19 protein-coding genes are annotated in these 26,222 nt (G+C 35.9%); 8 read left to right on the forward strand and 11 right to left on the reverse strand.

Annotation, left to right across the window (positions count from 1 at the left end):
* Positions 1-255: 255 nt before the first annotated feature.
* The gene (dinB, locus tag CXF67_RS12380) at positions 256-1,353 is read left to right on the forward strand and encodes a DNA polymerase IV (protein WP_102089031.1); all 1,098 of its coding nucleotides are present in this window, start codon (positions 256-258) and stop codon (positions 1,351-1,353) included.
* Here dinB and CXF67_RS12385 read toward each other — a convergent pair.
* The 7 genes from CXF67_RS12385 to xrtF form a co-directional block, all read right to left on the reverse strand.
* A complete protein-coding gene (locus CXF67_RS12385; RefSeq protein ID WP_102089032.1) occupies positions 1,350-2,063 on the reverse strand; it encodes a heavy metal translocating P-type ATPase in 714 nt (237 codons plus the stop codon). The genes dinB and CXF67_RS12385 overlap by 4 nt on opposite strands.
* Before the next feature lie 38 nt (positions 2,064-2,101).
* Positions 2,102-3,742, reverse strand: a complete 1,641-nt coding sequence (locus CXF67_RS12390; RefSeq protein WP_102089033.1) for an efflux RND transporter periplasmic adaptor subunit — start codon at positions 3,740-3,742, stop codon at positions 2,102-2,104.
* Between the two features lie 267 nt (positions 3,743-4,009).
* Complete coding sequence (locus CXF67_RS12395; protein WP_257984684.1) at positions 4,010-5,290, reverse strand: TolC family protein; 1,281 nt, start codon at positions 5,288-5,290, stop codon at positions 4,010-4,012.
* 4 nt (positions 5,291-5,294) lie between these two features.
* Positions 5,295-9,182: an efflux RND transporter permease subunit gene (locus CXF67_RS12400; protein ID WP_102089035.1), complete on the reverse strand. Its 3,888-nt coding sequence runs from the start codon at positions 9,180-9,182 to the stop codon at positions 5,295-5,297.
* Positions 9,183-9,268: 86 nt separating this feature from the next.
* Positions 9,269-9,667 (reverse strand): HYC_CC_PP family protein, encoded by a 399-nt coding sequence (locus CXF67_RS12405; RefSeq protein WP_102089036.1) that lies wholly within the window; start codon positions 9,665-9,667, stop codon positions 9,269-9,271.
* A 26-nt stretch (positions 9,668-9,693) separates the two neighbouring features.
* The gene (locus CXF67_RS12410; RefSeq protein ID WP_102089037.1) at positions 9,694-10,134 is read right to left on the reverse strand and encodes an exosortase F system-associated membrane protein; all 441 of its coding nucleotides are present in this window, start codon (positions 10,132-10,134) and stop codon (positions 9,694-9,696) included.
* Positions 10,127-10,732 (reverse strand): exosortase family protein XrtF, encoded by a 606-nt coding sequence (gene xrtF, locus CXF67_RS12415; protein WP_257984685.1) that lies wholly within the window; start codon positions 10,730-10,732, stop codon positions 10,127-10,129. The genes CXF67_RS12410 and xrtF overlap by 8 nt, the downstream gene beginning before the upstream one ends.
* Before the next feature lie 81 nt (positions 10,733-10,813).
* Between xrtF and CXF67_RS12420 the strand changes: the two genes are divergently transcribed.
* Positions 10,814-11,275: a GAF domain-containing protein gene (locus CXF67_RS12420; RefSeq protein ID WP_102089038.1), complete on the forward strand. Its 462-nt coding sequence runs from the start codon at positions 10,814-10,816 to the stop codon at positions 11,273-11,275.
* On the opposite strand, the gene CXF67_RS12425 is transcribed toward CXF67_RS12420, so the two are convergent.
* Positions 11,264-13,192, reverse strand: a complete 1,929-nt coding sequence (locus tag CXF67_RS12425) for a polysaccharide biosynthesis protein (RefSeq protein WP_102089039.1) — start codon at positions 13,190-13,192, stop codon at positions 11,264-11,266. The two genes, CXF67_RS12420 and CXF67_RS12425, sit on opposite strands and share 12 nt — an antisense overlap.
* Positions 13,193-13,375: 183 nt before the next feature.
* Between CXF67_RS12425 and CXF67_RS12430 the strand changes: the two genes are divergently transcribed.
* The 4 genes from CXF67_RS12430 to CXF67_RS12445 are packed head-to-tail and all read left to right on the forward strand — an operon-like array spanning position 13,376 to position 19,146.
* Positions 13,376-14,140: a polysaccharide biosynthesis/export family protein gene (locus CXF67_RS12430; protein ID WP_102089040.1), complete on the forward strand. Its 765-nt coding sequence runs from the start codon at positions 13,376-13,378 to the stop codon at positions 14,138-14,140.
* Positions 14,141-14,145: 5 nt separating this feature from the next.
* Complete coding sequence (locus CXF67_RS12435) at positions 14,146-16,569, forward strand: GumC family protein (RefSeq protein WP_102089041.1); 2,424 nt, start codon at positions 14,146-14,148, stop codon at positions 16,567-16,569.
* The gene (locus CXF67_RS12440; RefSeq protein WP_102089042.1) at positions 16,526-17,068 is read left to right on the forward strand and encodes a C40 family peptidase; all 543 of its coding nucleotides are present in this window, start codon (positions 16,526-16,528) and stop codon (positions 17,066-17,068) included. The genes CXF67_RS12435 and CXF67_RS12440 overlap by 44 nt, the downstream gene beginning before the upstream one ends.
* A 17-nt stretch (positions 17,069-17,085) precedes the next feature.
* Positions 17,086-19,146, forward strand: a complete 2,061-nt coding sequence (locus tag CXF67_RS12445) for a ComEC/Rec2 family competence protein (RefSeq protein WP_102089043.1) — start codon at positions 17,086-17,088, stop codon at positions 19,144-19,146.
* A 2-nt stretch (positions 19,147-19,148) separates the two neighbouring features.
* On the opposite strand, the gene CXF67_RS12450 is transcribed toward CXF67_RS12445, so the two are convergent.
* Genes CXF67_RS12450 through CXF67_RS12460 form a run of 3 tightly spaced genes read right to left on the reverse strand, consistent with a single transcriptional unit; the run spans position 19,149 to position 23,791 of the window.
* On the reverse strand, positions 19,149-19,682 hold the full coding sequence (locus tag CXF67_RS12450; RefSeq protein ID WP_102089044.1) for a thioredoxin family protein: 534 nt from the start codon (positions 19,680-19,682) through the stop codon (positions 19,149-19,151).
* A gap of 6 nt (positions 19,683-19,688) precedes the next feature.
* Complete coding sequence (locus CXF67_RS12455; protein ID WP_102089045.1) at positions 19,689-21,596, reverse strand: peptide MFS transporter; 1,908 nt, start codon at positions 21,594-21,596, stop codon at positions 19,689-19,691.
* A 5-nt stretch (positions 21,597-21,601) separates the two neighbouring features.
* Positions 21,602-23,791 carry a S9 family peptidase gene (locus CXF67_RS12460; RefSeq protein ID WP_102089046.1) on the reverse strand — a complete coding sequence of 730 codons (2,190 nt, stop codon included), beginning with the start codon at positions 23,789-23,791 and terminating at the stop codon, positions 21,602-21,604.
* A gap of 204 nt (positions 23,792-23,995) precedes the next feature.
* Between CXF67_RS12460 and CXF67_RS12465 the strand changes: the two genes are divergently transcribed.
* Positions 23,996-25,306 carry a hydroxymethylglutaryl-CoA reductase, degradative gene (locus tag CXF67_RS12465; RefSeq protein WP_102089047.1) on the forward strand — a complete coding sequence of 437 codons (1,311 nt, stop codon included), beginning with the start codon at positions 23,996-23,998 and terminating at the stop codon, positions 25,304-25,306.
* On the forward strand, positions 25,306-26,217 hold the full coding sequence (locus CXF67_RS12470; protein WP_102089048.1) for a GYDIA family GHMP kinase: 912 nt from the start codon (positions 25,306-25,308) through the stop codon (positions 26,215-26,217). The genes CXF67_RS12465 and CXF67_RS12470 overlap by 1 nt, the downstream gene beginning before the upstream one ends.
* Positions 26,218-26,222 lie beyond the last annotated feature (5 nt).

Genomic DNA, 26,222 nt, shown 5'->3' on the forward strand with positions numbered 1-26,222 from the left:
ACCCCTCTATAAACTCTTTCTGCTATGGTTAGTGAGATGTGTGAGCGCTGCCTCCTAATATTATAAACAATAGAAAGATAATCAGAGTTAAAAAGAACGTTGAGCTTGCAATATCCACAGTATAAATGATGATAAGGTTTGAGAGGCAGAGCCCTGACATCTCCAGAGTTTAGTGACCAAGAAAACTCAAATATCAATAAAATTTTATGATCATTTATTAAGAATTCTTTTCCCTCGCTTTATGTATTTTTGACCATGGATTTTATGGAACATCTTCGCAAGATTATACACGTAGACATGGATGCTTTTTATGCCTCTGTAGAGCAGCTAGATGATCCCTCTTTATCTGGGAAAGCGCTTGCCGTTGGGGGAAGTTCCAAACGTGGGGTTGTAGCCGCTGCTAGTTACGAAGCTAGAAAATATGGGGTGAAAAGCGCGATGAGTGGCAGGCTAGCAACTAGATTATGTCCCCATCTTATTTTTGTAAAACCACGGTTTGAGCGCTACAAAGAAATTTCACAAATTATCCGTAAAGTCTTTTTTGAATACACCGATTTGGTGGAGCCCCTGTCTCTCGATGAAGCTTATTTGGATGTAACCGTCAATAAATTTGACTATCCCAGCGCCACTATTTTAGCAAGGGAAATACGAAAGAAGATAAAAGATAGTACTGGGCTTAATGCTTCGGCAGGCATTTCTATCAATAAATTTATCGCAAAAATCGCAAGTGACATCAATAAACCAAATGGCCAAAAAACTATTCCGCCAGAAGATGTCATCGATTTCCTGGAGACGCTAGACATAAGAAAATTTCACGGCGTAGGAAAAGTGACTCAAGAAAAAATGTATGGCTTAGGCATTTTTACAGGAGTCGATTTAAAACTCAAAACCTTGGAGTACTTACAAGACCACTTTGGAAAAAGTGGTTTACATTATTTTAATGTAGTTCGTGGAGTTCATTTAAGTGACGTGAAGCCTACTCGAATTCGAAAATCTTTAGGGGCCGAAAGAACATTTTCAAAAAATATTTCTTCTGAGATTTATATGCTAGAAAAGCTCGAAGATATAGCTGAAGAAGTTGAAAGACGGTTAAAGGGAAGCAGAGTTGCTGGGAAAACCATTACCCTAAAACTAAAAACTAGCGATTTCAATATTCAAACTCGAAGTAAAACCTTAAAAATTTTCATTTCCTCCAAAGCCTTGATCATGGAAGAAACTAAGGCTTTACTCTTTCAAGAGCCTGTTAAAGACTCTATCCGTTTACTGGGTATTTCTCTTTCTAACCTCAACACAGATAAAACACTAAAGGTCACCCCAAAATTGAAAGAAGAACAATTGAAACTACCGTTTTAAATCGCCAACATCCATACAGCCATTACGAGCATAATGGTGTTTTCTATAAAGGTGGCTTCTGTCATTGGCAAGTTGAGTGCTGTTCCCAAACACGCACATTTAATAGTTTTCTTAGAAAACAGAGATTTGGTTACCCCTATGGTTGTTATTCCTAAAATGATAATTGTTGTTACTAAAGCTATATCCATCTCGAATCTTAACAAGAACATCAAGCCTAAGGCCGTTTCTAAAAACGGATATATCCAACCATAGGCTGGCAGAACTTTGGCCAAAGGATCGTACATCTGAAAAGAAGCAGGAAAACCTGTATAATCCAAGAACTTGAAAAAACTAAAAACAATGTAAAACAGGCCCATAAAATCAAACATAAACGAATCCAATTCCCAAGAAGAGAAATTCAATAGTACTGAAGCCGCTGTGATATATCCAAAGATCAGAAACAAGGGGAAAAGTTGTTGAAACTTAGACTGTTCTTGAAGGTTTGCATCCGAAGTGTCTTTGAAATCAGATTTTTTAGAGATCTGGTATTTCTTTGAAATAGCTTCTTGAAGGGTAGATACTTCTATATGCTGTTCCATGTCAATTTCAGCTTCCTCAGCTTCTAGATTTACAGAAGCGGACTTAACGTGCTCTAGATGTTCTAGCCCTTCTTTTACGCTTGCTTTACAATGTTGGCAGGTCATGCCAGTCACTTTATAGGTGTGTGTCATTATGCTATCTTTAAATTTTGATACAAAGTTATACCAATTTATTGTATCGAATCTATCGTGCTTCCACAGGTCAACATAGAAGCTCCATAATAGGGGTTTTTTATCTCTTTGGTAAAGCTTAGCCAAGACGCTCCTTCATTATTATTAGCCATAGGGCAACGCTGTACATAAAGCAACTGATCCGTTGGGTTTAAAGTTTTTGCTATCGCAATGATATCTTCTGAAAGAGCTAGGAACTTCTCTCTTAGTTCGTCTATCGATTTAATTTTATCAATATTCTGAAGCTTTCTCAGCTTCAGTTTAGAAAAGGAAGCCACCAATTTTTTATAATTGGTTTTAGCATCTTCAAAATTATCTGAAGATAAGGCAATTTTAAGTTGTCTATAATCGGTTAGAAGCTGAGCAATCGCTTTCGGATTTAGGTTTTTCTCTTCATCAACAGAAGACTTTGACTGTGACTCTTCTGTTTTTGGATCCATCATGCTCGTCTTACCGGCAAGCTGTGCTTCAGAATCAATACTAAAAGCCCCTTGAGTAACCACCTCATCGCCTGCTTGCAATCCTGATAAAATTTCAATAGTGTCTTCTGAGGTTTTTCCTATTTCAACTGTCGTTAGTTTAAAGTAAATACCGTTTTCGTTTTCCAATTGCTTGTAAACTATAGAGCGTTTACCTGTCCAAAGCACTGAAGATTTGGGAACATATAAAGGAGTTTCGTTTTTTATGTTTATAACATTAGTACTGACTACTCCTGTGACAAAAACGCCTGGCTTCCATCTCAAATTAGGGTTTTGTACCACAACCCTTACTTTGGCAGATCGCTCTTCTGTATTGAAAATAGGTGAAATAAAATCCACTTTACCAGTTACAGTTGCTCCTCCTATATTCATGCTCATTTCATCACCAACTTTGATGAGATTTAAGTCTTGCTCATAAACATCAAACATCGCCCAAAGCGTGGACAAATCTGTGATTTCCATTAGTGCTTGTCCAGCTTTCACTTGGTCGCCCTGAGCTACCATTAGTTGTGTAACATTTCCTGTTTGTTGAGCTCTTAATGGTATTGTTGCGGACTTAGACTTGTTTTGAATATCTTGCAAACTCAGTTCTAGATTCTCAATTTTTTGAACTACACTTTGCATTAAGCTTCCGTTATCTGTGCGTTTCGCTAAAGCGTATTCATCTTTTAAAACTTGAATAGTAGAAGAATACAATTTTGCAACAATTTGGTTGTTTTGAACAGTTTCCCCTTCAAAATTAATATTTAGTTGCTCAATTCGACCGTCGAAATTTGCGATTAAACTCGTTTTGCTTTTTTCATTAATGTCTAGCTGCCCAGAAAGGTCTAAGGTTGAAGAGGTCTTTTTTCCATCGCTAACTAGAGTCGTTTCTATTTGAGCCAGAGCCCTTGCAGACTTAGTCATTCGGATAGCATCTGGATCTACCGTTTCCTCCAAGGTATTGGCAGGAATCAAGTCCATACCACAGATAGGGCAATCGCCTGGTTCACCGTTACGGATTTGTGGGTGCATAGAGCAAGTCCAAACTGAAGATTCTGTTTCTGCGGTATGATTATGATCCTGCGTATTCTCTTCAGAAGAAAATAGGCTAGACCCAATGAAAATACCAAGAACTAAAACCAGTCCGGCGATTGCGTACATTTTAAATTTTGTGTTCATTATTGAAATATGTTCGTTAATAATTAAATATGCATTTGACTTGGATTCCTACCAACAGCCATAGAAGGCTTATAAAAGCGAATATTTTAAAGCTTTTCCTAAAAACAAAATTCCACCACCCTATTCACCCGCAACAAGATGCCAGCCTAAAAATAGAGAGATGACAATTCCGAGTTGTAAAACCAAGTTTATGGAGGCCAACAAAAACAAACGCCCAAAGCAGTGTTTTGGAGGCATTACCACAATTTTCTAAAAAGCCATCGCTGCTCATAAACCTGAGTTTGAGGTTAAGTAGATTAAAGTTTCATCTGTTTTTTGAAGATCAGCGAGAGTTTTGGCTCGTTGTTTCTCATAGAGTAAACGCTCTTCTTGCAAGCGCAAAACGTCTTCTATTCCCATGCTGGCATTGGCTAATGCGGTTTCAGAAAGTTGAAGAATATCTTTTAAGCTCAATAGCTGCTTATCGTATAAGCTAAGTAAACTAAAAAGTTCATCTTGCTTATATAGAGCAACTTGTATTTCAGTTTTCAAACGAGACTCTTCGTTTTTCAATTGGAATTCAATAGATTCTCCTTGAAGAGAAACTGCCTTTTTTCTAGATTTGTTCTTCTTGCCAAAAATAGGTAAGCTCACTGATAACATAGGCATAATCGCATCCTGACCAGCCTCTGCATTTTGAACATTTCGGTCTTGGATAATAGCATAATCCAATCCTAAACCAAACTGTGGCATCGCTTCTTTTTTAGCTAACTCGCTTTCTGCCTCATTGGAGGCTTTCAATTTGCGAATCGCTTCAAGTCGAGGGTGATTTCTAAGCATAGAATCTATTTCAATCCATTCATTTTGTTCCAGAATCTGCTTTGGATTTAAAATTTGGACAGGAGTTTTCAACTGCCTATCCATCAGTTGATTGAGTTGGGTGACAAAAGCTTGGTCTTGGTCTTTTAAAACTTGAATTGTACTCAACTGCTTATCCATTTCCAGATCTACTCTCAAAATATCAACCAACATGGCTTTATCATTTTTATAGTTAGATTCTACTATAGCTTTCAGATTTTCTAAAATCTCAAGTTGTTTCGTTTCAAGTTCTATGATATACCTTAAGGCCAAAAGATCATAATACTTCTGAGCAATATTTAGAAATAATTTCAATTTTTGATCTTGAAACTTTTCAAATTCAGCTTCAGCTCTAAAGGCAGCAATGTCGCCTTTCGCTTTATAGGTTCCAAACCAAGGCAACTTTTGAGTCAACGAAAATCTTGCAATCTGAGGGCCAGCTCGAGTTTCTATTGGACTTATAAAATACCCAAAACTCAAGTTGGGGTCTTGCCAAGATTTGGCTTGTGTGATACCTTCAAGCTGTGCTTCAAAACGTTTGAATTGTGATTTCAATTCCAAATTGTTTTCAGCCGCTCGGTGTTGTAAATCTTTGAGACTTTGACTAAAAGACGACCAGCTGAACATCAAAATACTTATAAAAAAACAGACTGCAGTCCTCCTATGAGTGCTCTTAAAATGGTGATTAAAGGGGTGTAAAATAGATTTCATGAGTTTAAGATTGAGTGGTGATCATCGTTTTCTTATAAAAAAGGTAGAATAAAATAGGCAACAAAAAGTAGGTTAAACTTGCCATCAACATTCCGCCAAAAGCAGGAATCGCCATAGGTACCATGATATCCGATCCTTTTCCTGTAGAAGATAACACAGGTAGCAGAGCGATAATAGTCGTAATGGAAGTCATGACGGCTGGACGAATTCGCTTTTGTCCACCTTCCATAACGGCGGTTTTCAATTCTGAAATTGTTTTCGTTGGATTATCTTTTAGTGATTGTTTTAAATATGTGGCCATCAATACGGCATCATCTGTGGCAATACCGAAGAGAGCAATGAATCCCACCCATACGGCAACGCTCGAGTTGATAGTCTTCAACTGAAAAACATCCCTTAAGTTTTCTCCAAAGACACTGAAATTCAAAAACCAGCCTTGCCCATAGCACCAGATTAAAATAAAACCTCCACTGAAGGCTAGCGCTATGGAAGAAAATATCATAGCACTTATACTCACTGATTTGAACTGGAAATAAAGGATTAAGAAAATGACCAGCAGCACCAGTGGTAAAATAATGGATAAACGTTTTTCTGACCGCACTTGATTTTCAAAATTTCCTGCAAAGCGATAACTGATTCCAGAAGGGACAATCAAGTTTCCATTTTCTATTTCAGAAGTGATAAGAGCCTTAGAATCCTCAACTGCAGTGACTTCTGCAATTCCCTCAGCTTTATCAAAAAGAACATAGCCCGTTAAAAATGTATTTTCACTTTTTATATTTTGAGGACCTCTAGCATACTCAATATCTACAATCTCCCCCATCGGGATTTGAGTCCCATTGGATGTAGAAATCAACATTGTTTTGAGGGTCTCTGGTGAATTTCTCAATTCCCGTGGATATCTTACCCTCACTCCATAGCGCTCTCTGCCATCAATCAATTCTATAAGTGGCATCCCTCCAACAGCTACGGAAATAAAGTTTTGAACCTCATCTACACTCAGTCCATATTTTGCCAGGTTTTGACGCTTTAGGACGATGTTTAAGTAAGGTTTACCAACAATTCTATCGGCAAAAACGGCTTCCGTTTTGACGGTTTCAACTTGTTTTAAGATCTCTTCTAATCGAAGTCCAAAAGCTTCAATCGTTTTCAAATCTGGTCCAGACACCTTTATTCCCATGGGAGCCCGCATCCCCGTTTGTAACATAATTTGCCTTGTTTCTATAGGCTGGAGTTGAGGAGCAGAAGTCACACCAGGGATTTTAGTCACTTTCGAAATTTCATCCCAAATATCATCTTTAGATTGAATGTGCTTTCTCCAGTTCCTAAAATAACGTCCCTCTTCATCTTGAATTAAGTACCGTTGAAAATGAGTATCAATCTCGTAGAATAAATCATCGTTTACCTTGTCTGGCAAAAGTTCGCCATCTGGATCTAAGAATCTATAAGTTTCAGTATCAAAATACAATGAAGTTAATTCTGGAAACTTCAATGTGTATAGGGTTTCAGAAATTTTATAGTGCCCATTTTCATTCACACGATAAGCAACTCGTTTACCATTTTCATTCAATGCAAACTCTGACTTATAGGTGATGAGATTTTCGAACATAGAAATAGGAGCAGGATCTATGGCCGACTCGACTCGACCTAACTTACCAACAACGGTTTTTACCTCTGGAATCCGACTTACCAACACATCCATTTGTTGAAGTTTTTCTGTGTTAAAAGAAATTCCAGAATGTGCCATGCTGGTCGGCATCAGGATAAAACTTCCTTCGTCGAGACTGGGCATAAACTCTTTTCCAATGCCAGGAAAGGTTCTCTCTAAGCCTCTCCAAACTTGGGTTTTTTCAACAGAAAACCCAATGGAATTGGAAAGGTGTTGAGACCATCCAAATACACTTGTAAATCCTTGCCACATTAAAACGGCTACCAGCAAGAACAGAGCTACTAAAGCTAGGAAGCCTTTCATTCTGGCCATAAAAAAATTCAAAATCTCTAAGTAGTATTTTTGTAAAATGAGATAAAAGCCTAAAATGATTCCTAGTAAAACCCCTACAAAAAGAAAATTACTAACTACAGAGTTTGCTGGACCTAGTGGAGACCAAAGCTTAGCTAAGCCTGTCAAAAATCCAAAGATGATGACAAAATAATGCATGTATTTCAGCGCTTTCAAATCACGATGAGCATGTTTGGACACCCAAAAACTCAGGGCATAGACACTGATAAAAATCCCTAACCAAAACGAGTAAAAAAAAGCCCAGACTCCCAATAAAACAAGAAGGATGTTTAAAGACCAAGACAGTTTTGATCTGTTCAATTTTATTTTAAAAATAAAATACATCAAACTCGGTAAAATCAATACAGTCACCAAAAAAGCCGAAGTAAGGGCAAAAGTTTTAGTGTAAGCCAAAGGGATAAAGAGTTTTCCTTCTGCGGCTTCTAGACTAAACACAGGAACAAAACTCACAATGGTAGTCAGCACAGCAGTTAAAATGGCAGAACTCACTTCCGAAGAACCATCGAAGATGTTTTTAAGCAGATCACGACTTGGATGGTCTTCAAATTTTTTGATCACATTTTCTGTTAGGATTACAGCAAGATCGATCATGGTTCCTATGGCAATAGCAATTCCCGAAAGGGCGACTATATTGGCTTGTATATCAAAAATCTTCATCGCTATAAAAACCAGCAAGACTGATATGGGTAAGACGGATGAGATCACCAAAGACGCCCTCAGATTGAAGATTATAATAATAATTACCAATATGGCGATAATCAACTGTAAACTGATGGCTTCCTCTAAAGTGCCAATGGTTTCGTTGATTAATTCTGAACGATCGTAAAACGGAATGATTTTGAGTTTGCTTTCTGTACCGTCTTTCAAGATTTTAGTTGGCAAGCCAGGGGAGACTTCATCAATTTTATCTTTGATGTTTTGAATGGCTTCCATGGGGTTGTACCCATCTCTAGCAACAACCACACCTCCAACAACCTCAGCTCCCGCTTTGTCCAGAATCCCTCTTCGCTGGGCTGGTCCAAGGTTAACGTTCGCAATATCTTTTATGTAGACAGGAACATTATTTACCTCATCCACCATCGTATTTTCAATATCTTTTAAGCTTTCGAGATCTCCTAGGCTTCGGATGATATATTCAACCTGATTGATCTCTAAAGTTTTGGCTCCTACATCTTGATTGCTAGACTTTACAGCATTAGCGACTTGCATGAGTGAAATACCGTAAGATCTTAAAGCCCCCGGATTCACATTGATTTGGTACTCTTTTACATACCCCCCTATGGAAGCAACTTCAGAAATTCCTTTGGCACTACTCAGGCTGTATTTTACAAAATAATCTTGAATACTCCTGAGCTCTTGTAAACTCCACCCTCCTGTTGGATTATTATCTTTATCTCGCCCCTCAATAGTATACCAATACACTTGCCCTAAAGCAGTAGCATCTGGACCTAAAGTGGGTTTGACATCTGGAGGAAGTAAATCTTTTGGGACGGCACTTAGTTTTTCTACAATTCTAGATCTAGACCAATAGAATTCAGTATCCTCTTCGAAGATGATATAGATACTAGAAAATCCAAACATAGAAGAGCTTCTCACCGTCTCTACGCCTGGCAGACCAAGTAGATATGTGGTAAGAGGATAACCAATTTGATCTTCAATATCTTGAGGAGATCGCCCTGGCCATTCTGTAAAGACAATCTGTTGATTTGCACCCGTGTTGGGGATCGCATCTACAGGGATAGGATTTTTTGGTAAAAAAGAAAGATTCCATTGAAAGGGAGAGACTATTAATCCTCCTAGGACAATCATGGAAAGTAGAATAAACGACAATAGCCGTTGATTCAAAAAGAATTTTATAATGGTATTCAGCATAAGAATTTGATATTAAAACAAGTACAACATGTTTTACTTTTTTCTGAAGTTGATTCAGTTAAAGTAAATGCAATAAGTTTTAATAATCAAATAAGAAAAACCTGCTTAAGCAACTGAAGGTCTAACGAATGTTGGGGGGGGGTGTAAAATTGAAATTTATCAATTTGCTTTTCAAAAATATCTAAATCACAGAAGTAAATTAGACTGAAAACAGTAAATTCTAAAGGAATATCCAAATCAAATTCAGCTTTAGAAAATTGGAGGATGTCTTGTCCCTCTATAGTTTCAACCTCGTTATCGCAACAACTATCCTCGTCTTCCGAAGGCATTTGTTGGTGCATTTCGCAGGTTTTTGCTTTGGATAAAATAGCTTTATCTACTAAAATATTACCACAGTAATGAGCATCGACGGTAAATGAAATCGTGGAGACCAGCACCATAAGGGCTAAAGAAATTGATCCTATTTTAGAGATAAATGATATCACACTTCAAAAGTAGTTATTTTTATGAATTAATCTTTTTCTTTAACAGTATACTTTTGATAGTAAAAGGCTGGTAACAAAACTAGTACAAATATAGGTTGAATTAAAAAACGCCTGATGTAAAAAATAGTAAGAAAGTTTTCTCTTTCCATATCACTTACTAATAACCAAAACAAGAACGTCAAAATCAAATAAGCCAAGACATAAAATGCAATTGAAAATAGTATAGTTTTTCTATAAGGAAAAACAAACCCAATAATTGCTATAGAGATCATAGAATTGAGTAAATACCTCCAGCTTGTTGAGCCAAGTACTTGCATGACATCAAATTCTGGCGCTTGAGCGTAACTAGACTCTGAGCTGTAAAATTCCAATAAGGGATCTAAAAAGAGCTCATGCTCATAGAAACGAATTAGCACAAGCCCTAAAAGCAAAAAACCAATCAAGCCAATTTTTAAGACTTTATTCATTTACAGGTTTTACTTTAGGTTTGTAATTTTTAATCCATACGATCCAAAGCAAGAATACCAATCCATAGATAAAAGCTGGAAATAAAGTCCCGTGCATAAATTCTTGATATTCTGGTATCTCATAAATTCCAATTGTAAGCAAGGCTATACGAAGGACATTAAGCGAATAAATAATAACACTCCCAGCAAAAATAAATAGAACTGTAGACCTGAAGTCCTTTTTAAATGCTAAAATGAAGGCTAAGAAAAGGATGATAACACTCACAGCATTACAACCTTCTACAACTCTAACCAAGTAACCTCCGTTTATACCAATACGCATAGAAGGATCGTAATGACTGGGAATACTTTTGGTTTCATATCCAAATAAGCTAATCAAACTTTCGGTTTGTAAAGCGACCATATGGGTGATAATTTCAGGAAAATAAGGTTGATCTGGAGCGTGATCTAGATACAATTGATAGGCTATAGTAAGAAGGATATAGGTACCAAAAAAAACGCCTAGGAACTTAATAACAGCTTTATTTTTTCTAAAAATTTCCAAATTATTGTATTTGTAGCAAAACCCCTTATTGAAACTTAATTGAGAAAGAATCATTCGCTAATATTTAACAAATTTATAGAAAAGCGTTCTTCTGTGTTGCTCTATTATTAAATACTTTTGCTTAAAATATAGTTCATGACCCTTGAAAGCTTAAAACCCCGTATAAAAGATATTTTAAAACAAAACAACCTAGGCATCGATCAAAGATTGATGGAGGTTTGCAGCATTCTCCAAAAAGACGTTACAACTTACGATTGGGTTGGATTTTATTTCAAAAATGGGGATAAAAGAGAGCTTATTTTAAAAGCTTATGCTGGAGAACCTACAGACCATATTATAATTCCTTTCGGAAAAGGAATCTGTGGCCAAGTTGCAGAATCCAACCAAAAATTTGTGGTAGACGATGTTACTGCTCAAGATAATTATATCGCTTGTAGTATCTATGTAAAATCTGAAGTGGTGATCCCTCTTTTTGTTAGCGGACAAAATATTGGTCAAATCGATATCGATTCTCACACCAAAAATGCCTTTTCAAAAGAAGATGAAGATTTTTTGACTTGGGTAAATACGGAAGTCAGTTATGTTTTAGAAATTTAATTGTACAGCATTTTTTTGACGCTGTTCCTCTGTTAAGGGTATAAATTCTGGAACCAATTTTTTGAGAATTTCAATAGACTTGAATTCATCATTATTGGCAATTTGATTCACAAGATTCTCTAATAAAATTAATTTGGATTTATCAAATGCAAAACTTGTCTTTGCAATCAATATTTTTTGGTGATGCGTAGCTTTAGTATTTTCTTTATCCGCAAGTAATTCTTCGTAAAGCTTCTCACCTGGTCTTAAGCCTGTGTAAACAATTTTGATGTCTTCATCTGGTATAAAACCAGAAAGTCTTATCATCTGTTTAGCTAGGTCTACAATTTTGACGGGCTTACCCATATCGAAAACATAAATTTCACCTCCGTACCCCATGGCACCTGCTTCTAGAACTAGTTGACACGCTTCATCTATCGTCATAAAATAGCGTGTAATGTCTGGATGTGTCACCGTAATAGGACCAAATTCTTCTATTTGTTTTTTAAAATGGGGAATTACTGATCCATTGGAACCTAGTACATTACCAAATCTTGTGGTAATAAATCTAGTCTCAGTGGTCTCTAATCTTGCAACGGATTGTACATAAATTTCCGCACTACGCTTAGAAGCACCCATAATATTTGTGGGATTCACCGCTTTATCTGTAGAAACAAAAACGAATCTGTCAACTCTATTTTTTAAAGCTAAGTCGACTAGATTTTTAGTACCAACGAAATTAACATCAAGTGCTTCAATAGGATTGGCCTCCATCATTGGTACATGCTTATAGGCTGCACCGTGAAAAACCACATCAGGTTGGTGCTGGTCGAAAATAAATTCTAAGCGTTTTTTATTACGAACATTGGCAATCAATTTTTCATAGTGAATTTCTGGAAATTTTTTATCCATAAATAAACTCATCAAGTGAAGCGGAGTTTCAGCTTGATCTAGCATCAAGATCTTTTTAGGCTTAAAAGGAATGAGCTGCTTTACAATATCACTCCCTATAGACCCCGCTGCACCCGTAACCAAGATGGTTTTATCCCTATAAATAGAGTTAAGTTTCTTCTTTTGAAGTTTAATGGGTGTCCTCTGGAGTAAATCTTCCAAATTTATTTTTTTGATTTCAGCCGAGATGTTTTCACCGTCCCAATCTTGAAGTTCTGGAAGTTTAAAAATCTTGAAGTTAAGTACAAGTAATTTATCTAGAAATTCTGGCTGATTTGTGGATAATTCCCTTAATTTCTGACTAGAAATAATAATACAAGTTGCGCCCCTTATGTTCTTATGCTGTAGTTGATTAATTGTGACTATTGGTAAGGTTAAAATCCTGGTTCGTTTGAGTTCACCAGATTCGTTCATAAAACCTACTACATTAAATTTCTTTTGAGTGTCTGCAATAATACTTTCAGCAATAGCAACATCGGTAAGACTTGTCCCTAAAATCAAAGCACGAGAAGATGTTGAATCTGAATGAATAAGTTGATAAAGGCGTTTAACTAATACCCTGAAAAAAAACAAGGTTGAAAAGGCTATAAAACCATATACGATTGCACCTGCTTCTATTATAATTTTTTTTCCTAAGGTTTGGAAACATATTTGATTAATAACAATAATACATATAACAGCCAAAATAGTAGTTTGCAATTGCTTAATGGCATCCCTGAATCCTGTATATCTTATAATACCAGCATAAGATTTTAGTAATAGAAAAATAATGATCTGTATGCCGAAGATAGCCCAAAGATTAAGGCTAAAGTTGAAATATTGCGGTTCAGGTTTTGAAATGGTAGAAATAAGGAAGAAAGTTGATTGGGCAGCAAGAAAGACTATTATGGTATCGATAGAGAAGATGATACTTCTCGGTACGTAATTCTTCACGAGACCTTTAAGTATAACTAAGGCTCTTTGCTTTAATAGTTTTAAGATATTCATAAATTGATGAATGTTATTTTAGAAAGTTAGTTAAAGTTTTCTAAACAAATTTAATCATTAAAATCATCAAACAACAAATTGGAGCATAAAAGTTAATGATATAATATTTTCTATTTTAAACCATACTTGAGTTTTATGTTAAAAAAAAGAGTGTAATTTGTAAAAATTTGCTAACATTTCAAAATGAAAAAATTAACCACCTTTTTTATTCCTTTTTTAATCATCGGCTGTACTTCGCCTAAAGAAATTGTCTATTATCAAGATATTGATCGTCAAGAACTAGAACCAGTTTCTGATGTCTATTCACATACAGATGTCCAGATAAACGATATTTTAAATATTGAAGTTGCCGCATTAAATACTGAAAGTGTAGCGCCCTATAAATTTAACACTGGAGGAAATAGCGGACAGGCAGTCCAAAACGTTGAAATGCTAAAATTGATGGGGTATTTGGTAAATAGCGATGGTAAAATAAACTTTCCCCAATTAGGCAAAATTGAAGTAAAAGGGAAAAATACTCAAGAATTAGAATTATATCTAGAAAAATTGTTAAAGGAGTTTATTACAAATCCAACTGTCCGGGTAAGAATAATTAACTTTAAATTCACGTTTGAAGGAGAAGTAAAAAGTCCAGGAACATACGAAACAACTGAAGAAAATATTACTTTACAACAGGCGATTGGTATAGCTGGGGGTCTTACTATACGAGGAAAACGTGAAAATATTTTAATCATAAGGCAACTTGAAGGAGAACGAGTTGTAAAACGTATAGATATGACCAAAACTGATTGGATGAATACAGAATATGCCTATGTAAAACCAAACGACATTATTTATGTTGAACCTAATAAGCCACAAATCGCTTCTGCTGGTTTCATAAGTAATATTGGCACAGTGATTTCTGTGATTTCATTTCTTACTACTCTAACCCTATTAATTACTCGTTGATAACTATGTCTGAAAATATAAATTCAAATCAATCAACTTCAGTCCAAGAAGAACTAAAAAGTGAAGTAGATATTAAACAAATCGTATTCCAATATTTAAAATATTGGCCTTGGTTCGTGGTGTCGGTATTTATTTGTTTGAGTGTTTCCTTTATTTATTTAAGGTATACAACTAGAATTTATAAAACGGCTACCCAAATAAAAATTTTAAAAGATGAAGGAGGCTTGGATTTATCAGGGCTACAAGGTAGTGCACCACTTTTTGACTGGAGTAGAATAAACCTTGAGAACGAAATGGAACTTATTAAGTCGAGAAGAATAGCTCAAAAGGTCATTAATAATTTAAACTTAGAAATTACTTATTTTCAGTCTGGAAACCTAAAAGCGTCAGAGATTTGGAAAAATGAGGTCCCTTTTCTAGTGGAATGGTCAAATGAGGAAGACTTCAAGAATATGCCTGGGAGTTATGAAGTGACCTTCACAAGTCTAACAAAATTTGAGCTTTATAATCCGGAAACTAATTTCAAAAAAACCTTCAATCCAGGGGAAACTGTTGATGTAGAAGACAAAAGGTTTGTGATTGATTTTAATCCCAATTTTGATGGAGATCTTAAATCAATTATAGATTCTCCTTTTAGTTTCTCTAGAAGAAGCAAGGAAAGTCTAGAAGCCAGTTTTGCGGGAAGTCTCAAGATTGAAATGCTAGGAGAAGGCAGTGAAATTCTGGATATTTCGATATCGGGTCAAAATCCACAAAAGAACGAAGATGTGCTTAATACTTTAGTTAGCGAATTTAACGAAGATGGTGTTTCAGACAAACGTTTGGTTGCTAAGAGGACTGAGGAGTTTGTTATTGAAAGACTTGCTTTCTTAGTAAATGAATTAGACACCGTAGAAAGTGGTTTGGTAGATTTTAAGAAAGTAAACGACTTAATAACCCTAGAGACTAGCGCAGGGGAAATTATAACTAAAAGCAATCAGGCCGAGCTTAAACGTTACGAAGTTTTAACCCAAATTGAGTTAACCGAAAGTTTTAAGGAAGTCATTCTTAATCAGGATGAATTTGAATTGTTACCTGCGAATATTGGAATAGACAACTCAAACCTCAATACCTTTACAGAATCCTACAACCAAAAAATTATTGAAAGGCAAAAGCTTATGGTGTCTTCAACAAAAAACAATCCCCTGATTATTGAAGCTAATCGCATAATGAAACGTTTGCGAGACAACATACTTAATACGATAGATGGGTATATCAAAAGCCTGAATATTACTTTAGATAATATTCAAAATAGAGAGCAGGTTTTTGACAGGAATTTTGGACAACTACCAGAGCAAGAAAAGCAGTTTAGGATTATTCGACGCCAACAGGCTATTAAAGAAAAACTATATTTATTTCTGCTTCAGAAAAGAGAAGAAGCTGCTTTGTCTAATGCTATTACTGCGCCAGTGATTAAGGTTGTAGATTTTGCCTATACCTCTGATTCGCCAATAAGCCCTAAATCAAGAGTGATTTTGCTAGCTGGTGGAGTTATTGGTTTTTTAATTCCGTTTGGTATTCTGTTTTTAGCATTCTTGCTGGATACCAAGTTAAAATCTAAAGATCAGATAAAATTTTATCTACCCAACATTCCTATTGTGGCAGAAATCCCAATGCGAAAAAAAGAAGAAAATACTATTATCGAATCTAACGAAAGAAGCGCTGTTGCAGAATCTTTCAGAATTTTAAGGACTAATTTAAACTACCTTAACCCTAAGAAAAGCGATCATAAAAAACTTCCCGAAGGCCAAGTGATTATGGTAACATCAACAACTAAAGCCGAGGGCAAAACTTTCGTTTCTATCAATTTAGCAAATGCCTTGGACTTCACTAGTAAAAAAGTTCTGTTGATAGGATGTGACTTAAGAAATCCACAATTACACACTTATTTAGACCTTAAAAAAGATCATATTGGTGTTACAAATTTCTTGCATGATGATTCTGTAAAATTTAAAGATTTGATTTTTAAGAATAAAATGAAAGATTCCAAATTGGATATAGTACTCTCTGGCCAAATCCCACCCAACCCAGCTGAGTTACTCATGAGCGAGCGCTTCGAAGAAATGATTAATGCTGCAAAAGCGGAATATAATTATGTAATTATAGACACTGCTCCAACTATTTTGGTAACCGATACCGCTTTGATTTCCAAATTTGCTAATTCTACCTTATACGTAACAAGAGCAGGCCTTACCGATATTAGGTTGATGCCTCATATTAATGAATTTTATAAAGATAAAAAATTAATAAACATTGGCCTTATAATAAATGGTTTGCCTGAATCAGGAATTAGTGCTTATAAATATGGTTATACTTATGGTTATGCCTATGGTTATGGTTACGCTTATGGCGAAACACCTTCAAAAAAGAAGTTTTGGAAATTCTGGTAGTTCTGCTTTTATAAAAATTAAATACAATCTTTTATCATCTTTAATTTTTATAGCGGTCTTAAGTTCTTGTGGTAGTTCAAAACGAGCTCAACAAGCTGAACTTAAAAGGTCTAGTACTATCCAAAACGTTGTTGATTATTCTAAAAGATACCTCGGGACTCCCTATAAATATGGAGGAACAACTTCTTCTGGAATGGACTGCTCAGGATTAATACAGCTCTCGTTTATGCAATATGGAGTAGAGTTACCAAGAACTTCTAGGGACATGTCCAAGACGGGAAAAAAATTAAAGCTAAGGCAGGTAGACGTTGGAGACCTCGTTTTTTTTAAAATTTCCAAAAACAGGAGGAGAATTAACCATGTAGGATTAGTAGTCAAAAAAACACCACAAACGATTGATTTTATTCATTCCTCTAGCTCCAGAGGAGTTATGATTTCCTCTATCAACAATCCGTTCTGGAAAAAAAATTATGTAAAAAGCATGCGAGTGATGAATTAAGTTCAGAATTTTAAAAGATGAAGTACTCCAATCTTCCAGTTTTGCAGATATGCACGGTTTTCTTGTTGGGAAGTTGGATTGGATTTTTTGAAATTGGACAAGATTTTTCTCTTTATATCACTCTCAACCTAGTCATATTTCTTCTCTTTTTGATAAGTTTTTTTGTGGTAAAACGATTTCCTGGAACAAAATTGATGTTCACTGCTTTTTCTCTTTTGTTTTTAATGTCAATCGGGTTTCTTAATACCAAAATACACCTTCCTAAGCATCAAGATTCTCATTATAGTAGATTTATAACTATTGACTCTACTTTACAAAATCCTGTTATATTCCAAGGTCGTATAATTAAAGCTTTAAAATCCAATGCTTTTAAGGACACGTTTGAGCTCCAGATACAGTCCATTAATTCTAAGCCCTATGAGGGGAAAGTCTTATTACAAATTTTTAAGCGTCTTGGTTCAAATTTACCTGCAAACGCTGTGGTTTCAGGTTTTGGACAAATGCAACTCTTTAAGAATCCTCAAAATCCTCAACAATTTAATTATAAAAACTACATGGCTACACAGCAGATGAGTCATTTTATATCTGCAAAATACAATTCCTTACTTATCGAAAAAGAAGTAGGATTTAGCTTTTTAGCTTTTGGTGAAAAAATAAGATCAACCATTCAAATTTCGCTCCAGAAGCATGACTTCAGCAAAGCTCAATTGGATATCATACAGGCTCTTTTGCTTGGCCAAAAACAAGATATAGATCCAGAAACCTATGACCAATTTTCTAAAGCTGGTGTGGTTCATATCTTAGCTGTCTCTGGATTACATGTGGGTATTATCCTTATCATTTTACAATTTGTCACCAAAGGTCTTTTAAGTTTTCGCTACGGTAGAGTATTAAGAAATAGTCTGGTTCTTATTGGTATTTGGGGTTTTGCCACACTTGCCGGCTATACACCTTCGGTGTTGAGAGCAGCGGTCATGTTTTCTTTTTTAAGCATAGCCCTCAACTATAGACGGAAAACAAGTGCCATTAACACCTTGGCTTTGTCGGCTGTTTTCTTGATTATGATTAATCCTTATCTCCTCTTTCAGGTTGGTTTTCAATTAAGTTACATGGCTGTTATCAGCATTGTTATTCTTCAACCAAGACTATCTAAACTTTACAGCCCTCGTTATTATTTGGACCGAAAAGTTTGGGATATCTCCTGTGTGACTATTACTGCTCAACTTGGCGTACTTCCCCTCAGTTTATATTACTTTCATCAATTCCCTGGGTTATTTTTAGTGAGTAATCTCATTATCCTTCCAGGATTAGGCATACTCTTAGGCGGAGGTATCATTATTATCGCTTTAAGCCTCTTCAACTTACTACCAGAAACTCTTGTAACCCTATACGCTAGCTCACTAGATGCACTCCTTTGGGTAGTCGACTGGATAGCTTCCCAAGAAAGCTTAATTATTAATGACATCTACTTTACAAAGGCTATCTTGATATCCAGCTTAGTGTTGTTTTTTAGCTTAATTCTATGGGATTCAAAGCAAAAGTTAAGAAGCTATTTTATTCTGAATTTATCACTAGTGGTTTTGCTTCTCTTTATTTATATGGAAAACCGAGATCAAATTCAGCAGAAAGAAATCGTTATATTTCAAACCTATAGAGACTCTCAACTAGGGATTTTGATAGGGTCGCATTTGACCTTATTTTCTGATCAGCCTCAAGACATAGAGTCCCTCGAATTGACTTATCACCTTAAGAATTACAAAACTTTGAAAGGTATCAAACACATTGGTTTTTCAGAATTTAAATCTAGTTATAAAATAAATCCTTCTGAAATTTTATTCATTTTAGACAGTATTCCTGCATATCCCAAAGAAAATTTTGAACCCACCTATATCCTTTTGAAAGATTCGCCAGATCTCAATTTTGATAGATTACTGCAAGATTTAAGGCCTAAACAAGTGATTGCAGATGGAAGTAACTATAAGACTGATATTGAACGTTGGAGAAATTCTGCGCAACTAGTGGGTATTCACTTTCATTCCACTTGGGAAGATGGAGCTTATATATTTCCTAAAGATTAGTGTTAAAATGTACTTTCGAATTTTGATTGGTAATTTTTCCAAGCTTCCTGAGTGGTTAACTCTTTGTAAGCGCCAGTTGCTATCATTTTCAGATAAAGCTCTAATTGCTCAGGGGTTTTGTAGCCTACAACTGGTGAGATTACATTGGCTTCCTCATCGAAAAAGACCACCGTTGGATAAGCAGACACCTTTAGCGCATTAGCGAAAAAATGCTGTGCATTACGCCTTCCTTTAAGGTTGGGTTTAAAGTTAGGATTGGTATATTCAAAATCTTTATAAAAGACTTTCTCGGTGCCTTCAGCATTAAATTTTACAGGATAGTAATGCATATTGATATACTTTGCGACCTCTGGATGAGCAAACGTATTTTTATCCATGGCTTTACAAGGCCCGCACCAGTCTGTATAAAAGTCTGCAAAAATCTTCTTAGGCTCATCCTTTTGAGCTTGTAAAGCCTCGTTCATACTCATCCACTCCACTTGGGCGGAGAGCGAGGTAATAAAAAAGAGCATTATAGTTGTGGACCAGTACTTCATAACTTTTTATTTAATTTCATCATCTGCTATTTCAAAGCCTTCGCCTTCTAGACCTTCCACTTCTTTTTCTTCAGCACCATGGGTTAAACGTTTTAATGGTTTTAATAGTAAAATAACTAAAACCCCAAAGGCTACTGTAAAGATAATAATCCCCATAAAAGTTTTAAACTCAAGGTCTGTTTGGAATTGATCCACATCCACTCTACCTAAATAACGACCCTCTTTATAGTCAAATTTTAAGTAAGTCAATAACTTATCATCTACAGAGGCTTCATAAGGCTCTATCCTATCCATTAACTCTAATTTTGATCCTTCTTCTTTAAAAGCAAATAGTGAATTTATGTTTTCATCTGTATTTACTTCTTCAAAAATAACTTCATCAGAGGCATTTTTATAAAGTTGGGTTTCTAGTGTAAACGCTTTGTTTTTTTGAAAAATGCTATCTGTTTCATGATTCGGAACAAAACGCATCAGCTGATCTTGATCTGCTTTAAGTACAACAGTTATGCTTTCAGCTTGAGAGGATTCACCTATAATTCCAGCAACTTTGTTTCCTAAACCAGTTGCAGCAAAGTATAACCCCATCATAAGCGCTCCATAACGTAACGGAGCTAACTTTGTGATAAAAGAAAGCGCTACTGGAGAGGCAGAAAGCTCTCCAATAGTGTGAAGTAAATACGCAAAAATAAGCCAATAGATTGCCGCTTCACCATTGGCTTCATAATCTAAGGTAGCAAATACCATAAAGACGAAGCCGAGTCCCATAATAATAACACCAATAGCCATCTTAAATATAGAAGAGGCTTCCTTTCCACGCCTTTTCATCCAAGCCCAGAATACAGCAACTGGAATACCAAATAAAATGATGTAAGTAGGATTTAAAGATTGAAAAAACGCAGCAGGAACTGTGTAGTCAAAAACAGGTAAAAATCTATCTGTTTTTTGTTGAGCATAAATATTTAATAAGCCCCCTGCTTGTTCAAAAGCTCCCCAGAAAACAATGACGATCAAAAAAGATAGAAGTAAGACAATGAACCTATCTTTCTCTACATTACCATTAAGATCTTCATAAACGGTCATCATAAACCCAACTACAACAGATAGAAAAATAAAGAAAACGATATAAGCCGTCACTTCGCTTTCCATAAATTGGAGAGGGATTACAAAAGAAATAGCCAATAGCAAAATTAAAACAACTAAGGATTTTTTAGTAGACAGCATTCTTTGAAAAATCTCTTTAATAGAGACGGAAGCTTCTTCGGTAGAATTTGGGTCAGGTTTATTTCCAACATGAGTCAAATATTTTTGTCCATAAATATAAACCAACTGGCCTATCACCATACCGATAGCGGCTAGGCCGAAACCATAATGCCATCCATATTCTTTAGCAACCAATCCTACTAAAATAGCAGCAATAGCAGCCCCGACGTTTATACCTATATAGAAAATGGAAAAGCCTTTGTCTCTTCTAGCATCTCCTTCTTTATAGAGACCACCTACCATAGTAGATATATTGGGTTTTAGCATACCCACACCAAGCACAATAAGGAGTAAGCCACTGAAAAACGCCCAATCTTGTTCAATAGATAAGACTCCATGGCCTGCGACGAGTAACCATCCTCCAATCATCACCGACATTTTTTGACCTAAAATTTTATCAGCGATAATTCCTCCAGGAATAGACACCACATAAACGAGCATTGTATACCAGCCATAAGTGGCCAAAGCTTTGCCTTCTTCCCAACCTAAACCAGGATTATCTGAACTGACTTTCGCTAGCATATAAAGAGTAAGTATGGCACGCATTCCATAGTAGGAAAAGCGTTCCCATAGTTCTGTAAAAAATAAAATATAAAGACCTGCTGGGTGTCCAAATAATTCTTTTTGATAAGCTGGTTTAATTGTGGTTTCCATATAGGTTAGAGCTTTTCTTTAATAAAATTTGTCATTAAGGTATAAAGGTGAAGACGTGTATTACCTCCGTAAATCCCATGATTTTTGTCTGGGTATATTCTCCATTCAAACTGTTTATTTGCTTGTACTAATGCCTCAATCAGTTGCATGGTATTTTGCACATGTACATTATCATCTGCACTACCGTGAACTAATAAGTAATTGCCAGAATTGAATTCATCCACATGAGTAATTGGCGAATTCTCATCATATCCAGCAGCGTTTTCCTGAGGTGTTGTCATATAGCGTTCTGTATAGACCGTATCATAAAACCTCCAGCTAGTTACGGGTGCTACGGCGATAGCGGCTTTAAAAACGTCGTTCGCTTGGAAGATGGCATTAGAAGACATGAATCCTCCATAACTCCAGCCCCAGATGCCAATCCTGTCTTTATTTATAAATGGTTTTTCACCAAGTAATTTTGCAGCAGAAATTTGGTCTTCAAGTTCATATTTACCAAGTTCTTTTTGTGTTACTTTTTTGAAATCTCTCCCTTTATAACCTGTACCTCTCCCATCAACACAAGCAACTATATACCCTTGCTGAGCAAGCATTTGATACCAGTAATCATTGGTGCCAAAAAAGCTGTTAGATACAGATTGTGAGCCAGGTCCAGAATATTGAAACATCAATATGGGATATTCATTTTCTGAGTTGAAATTAGGAGGCTTAATCATCCACATATTAAGTTCATTTCCATTGACTTCAATCGTAGATAATTCTTTATCAGATAAGTTGTAAGCCTCTATTGTATTCAATAAAGCTTTATTGTCTTTTATCTCTCTTGACAGCTCTCCGTTACTAGCTTTGTGTAAGGTATAAACAGCGGGAGTTGCAGTATTTGTAAACGTATTCACGTAGTAAGCGAAGTCTGCACTAAAGTCAGCGCTATTGGTTCCTGTCTTAGTCGTTAATCTCAATTTATTTTTACCGTTGGCCAGTACGGAGTAAACATCCCGATTGACACTACCATTTTCAGTACTTTGGAAATAAATTCTACCAGATCTATCATCGAAACCATAAAAATTTGTCACTTCCCAAGCTCCGCTGGTCACTTGATTAATTAAACTTCCATCCTGTGCGTAATGGTAAATATGCTTCCATCCATCTTTTTCAGTCGTCCAGATAAAACTGTTGTTATTCAAAAAAGTTAAATCATCGGTAACATCCACATAAGCAGGATCTTTTTCGGTGAGGGTTAACTTGGCTTCATTAGTTTTAGTGTCAACGAGGTAGACCTTCAACTCATTTTGGTATCTATTAAGACTTTGTACACTAAAAAGATTTTCGTCGGCTGTCCATTTCAACCTTGGTAAGTATTCATACTCTCCTAAATCAATTTTAGAAATAGAGTTTTCTTCAAAATCAAAAAGATGTAAACTCACTTTTGCGTTGTCTTCCCCCGCTTTTGGATATTTAAATACGTCTTGAGATGGGTATAAACTCTGTCCATAAGTTCCGTATAGATCCATAGAAAATTCTGCAACGTCACTCTCATCGAATCTTAGGAATGCCATTTGATTTCCGTTTGGACTCCACTCAAAAGCCCGTACAAAAGCAAATTCTTCTTCATAAACCCAATCTGTAACCCCGTTGATCACTTCATTTTTCTTTCCATCGGAGGTGATTTGAGTGGTTTCTCCAGTAGAAATGAAGTAAGAATAAATATTGTTGTTTTTCACATAGGCGACTTTACCTCCTTTTGGAGAAAAAGTAGGAGACTGAATTTTGACTTCATCAATTTTGGATAATGATTTTGAAGACAAGTCGTAGACATAATAAATACCTTGTGATGATCTCCTAAAAATAGATTCCACCTCAGTTCCTAAGATAAGCTGAGTTTCATCGGTACTTAATTGAAAAGTCTGGAACATATCCAACTCTGGAATAGATTTACTACTTACGAGAGTTCCTGTTTTTTCACCAGTCTTATAACTATATATCTCGACTTTCATATCTTGACTAGCTCCATCGTAATCTTGAACTATATACGATTTACCATCCTTAAGAGACTGAAGAGACTGCATTCTTTCTTGGCTAAACTCGCCACCCCAGATCTCCTCTAAAGTTATTTCTTTATTTTGGGCGTATAAAAGAGTTGAAGAATAGGTGAGAAAGACGTAGAGAAAATAAATAAAAGCACGTGGACTTTTCATAGACTATATTTTGGAGATCAATTTTACTAAAAAAACATTTAAAATCGATTACTTTTTCAATTAAACTCTAAATACTATAAGTTATTATATGTCACTGCTAAACTAATGATGACTTTGGCTCTTTTTAGAATCAGTTTTTTGCGGGCTTAAAGCCACTTATATTTTATGATGTGTATCTTTGTCAATCAATTCTAAAGTATAAAAATGTCTAAGATATCTGGCTTTTCCAAGTTGACCAAAGGAGAAAAAGTGAAATGGGTTACAGATCATTACTTATCAAATTACCCAAAGGCTAAAACAGTGATTCAACAGTATTGGAATTCTGACAAATTGTTACAGAGATTACATGACGAATTTACCGAAAACACCATTTCAAATTACTATTTACCACTTGGCATTGCTCCTAATTTTGATATTGATGGTGAGCTTTACGCTCTCCCAATGGCTATAGAAGAAAGCTCTGTAATCGCAGCTGCTAGTAAAGCTGCAAAGTTTTGGCAAGACAAAGGCGGATTCAAAACTGAAGTACTTGGCACAACTAAGGTAGGCCATGTTCATTTTGATTTCAAAGGAGACACGGAAGAACTTAAGCATTTTTTTACACAGATAAAGCCTTTATTTTTCTCGGCAACAACTGGCATTACCAAAAACATGGTGAAACGCGGGGGTGGTATCAAAGACATTCAACTTATAGACAAAACTCAACAGCTAGATAATTACTTTCAGCTGTATTGCACCTTCGAAACTAAGGATGCTATGGGAGCCAACTTTATTAATTCTTGTTTAGAGCAATTTGGACAAACTCTTGAAACAGAAGCCTCGACTTATGAAGCTTTTAAAACTCAAAACGAGTTTCCAGAGGTGATTATGTGCATTCTGTCTAATTATGTTCCAGAATGTTTAGTAAGAGCTGAAGTCTCTTGCCTGATTTCAGACCTTGGCGAAACACAAGAAAAAGCTAATCATTTTGTTAAAAAATTCTCACAAGCTATTAAAATCGCCAAAATAGAACCTTACCGGGCAGTCACTCATAATAAAGGAATTATGAACGGTGTTGATGCCTTGGTTTTAGCTACGGGAAATGACTTTAGAGCTGTGGAGGCAGGCGTTCATGCATATGCAGCTAAAGAAGGGAGTTACTCGAGCTTAACCCATATAGAAGCTAAGCATGGTGTTTTTAAATTTTGGATAGAAATTCCTCTTGCTTTAGGGACCATTGGAGGCCTTACCAGCTTACACCCTTTAGTTAAGCTTTCCTTAGCCATGTTGGGAAATCCAAGCGCGGAAAAACTGATGCGAATTACAGCAGTTGCAGGTCTTGCTCAAAACTTTGCCGCCATCGATTCTTTAGTGACTACTGGTATACAAAAAGGGCATATGAAAATGCACTTGATGAATATTTTAAATCAATTTGAAGCTAACAAAGGTGAGCGAATGCAAGCTGTGGAGTATTTCAAAACACATACAGTGACACATTCTGAAGTGATTTCCTTACTAGAAAGACTACGTTCCTAATGGACACACAAACGTTTTACAGCCACGGCAAGCTTCTTATTACAGGAGAATATTTAGTACTCGATGGAGCTAAAGCCTTGGCGATACCTTGCAAATTTGGGCAACACTTAAAAGTCTCTCCTTCGTCAAGCCAATTTTCACGATGGATAAGCTACACTCAACAAAACGAAGTTTGGCTAGATATTGAATTTGATCTTTTATCCATAACAAAACAAAACAAAACATCTGAATCTGATATAGAGACTCGGCTTTTTCAGATCTTATATGAAGCTTTTCAATTGAATCCTAAAGTCTTTACTCAAAACTATCGGTTCGAAACTCATCTTGAGTTTCCTAGAGATTGGGGCTTGGGAACATCGTCTACTTTAATAGCTAATATTGCAAAGTGGACGAATGTAAATCCCTATAAATTATTAGCTAAAACTTTTGGAGGTAGCGGTTATGATGTTGCTTGTGCTGAGTCTGGTTCAGCTTTAATATACCAGCTCGAAAACCATCTACCAACAGTAGACTTTGCAAAAATCCCAGAAGCGATAAAATCTCATGTGTATTTTGTGCATTTAGGTCAAAAACAAAATAGCCGAAGTGCTATCTTTAATTATAGGAAAAGCAAACCATTACAACTCGCGGATTACATTTCAAAAACTGATGAGATCACCTCAGAAATGTTGGCGGTTAAATCTTTAGAGCATTTTCAAAGCCTAATAGACCGTCACGAATCTCTCCTATCTGAAATTCTTCAATTAGAGCCTGTTCAAAACCGCTTATTTGCTGATTTTCGGGGTAGCATAAAAAGTCTTGGAGCTTGGGGAGGAGATTTCGTTATGGCCGTAAGTAAAAGCAATCCGAAATCCTATTTTAAATCTAAAGGCTATCCTACTATTTTGAACTATTCAGATATGGCTTTATAAACAAA

This window comes from Psychroflexus sp. MES1-P1E, assembly GCF_002836055.1.
GTDB lineage: Bacteria > Bacteroidota > Bacteroidia > Flavobacteriales > Flavobacteriaceae > Psychroflexus.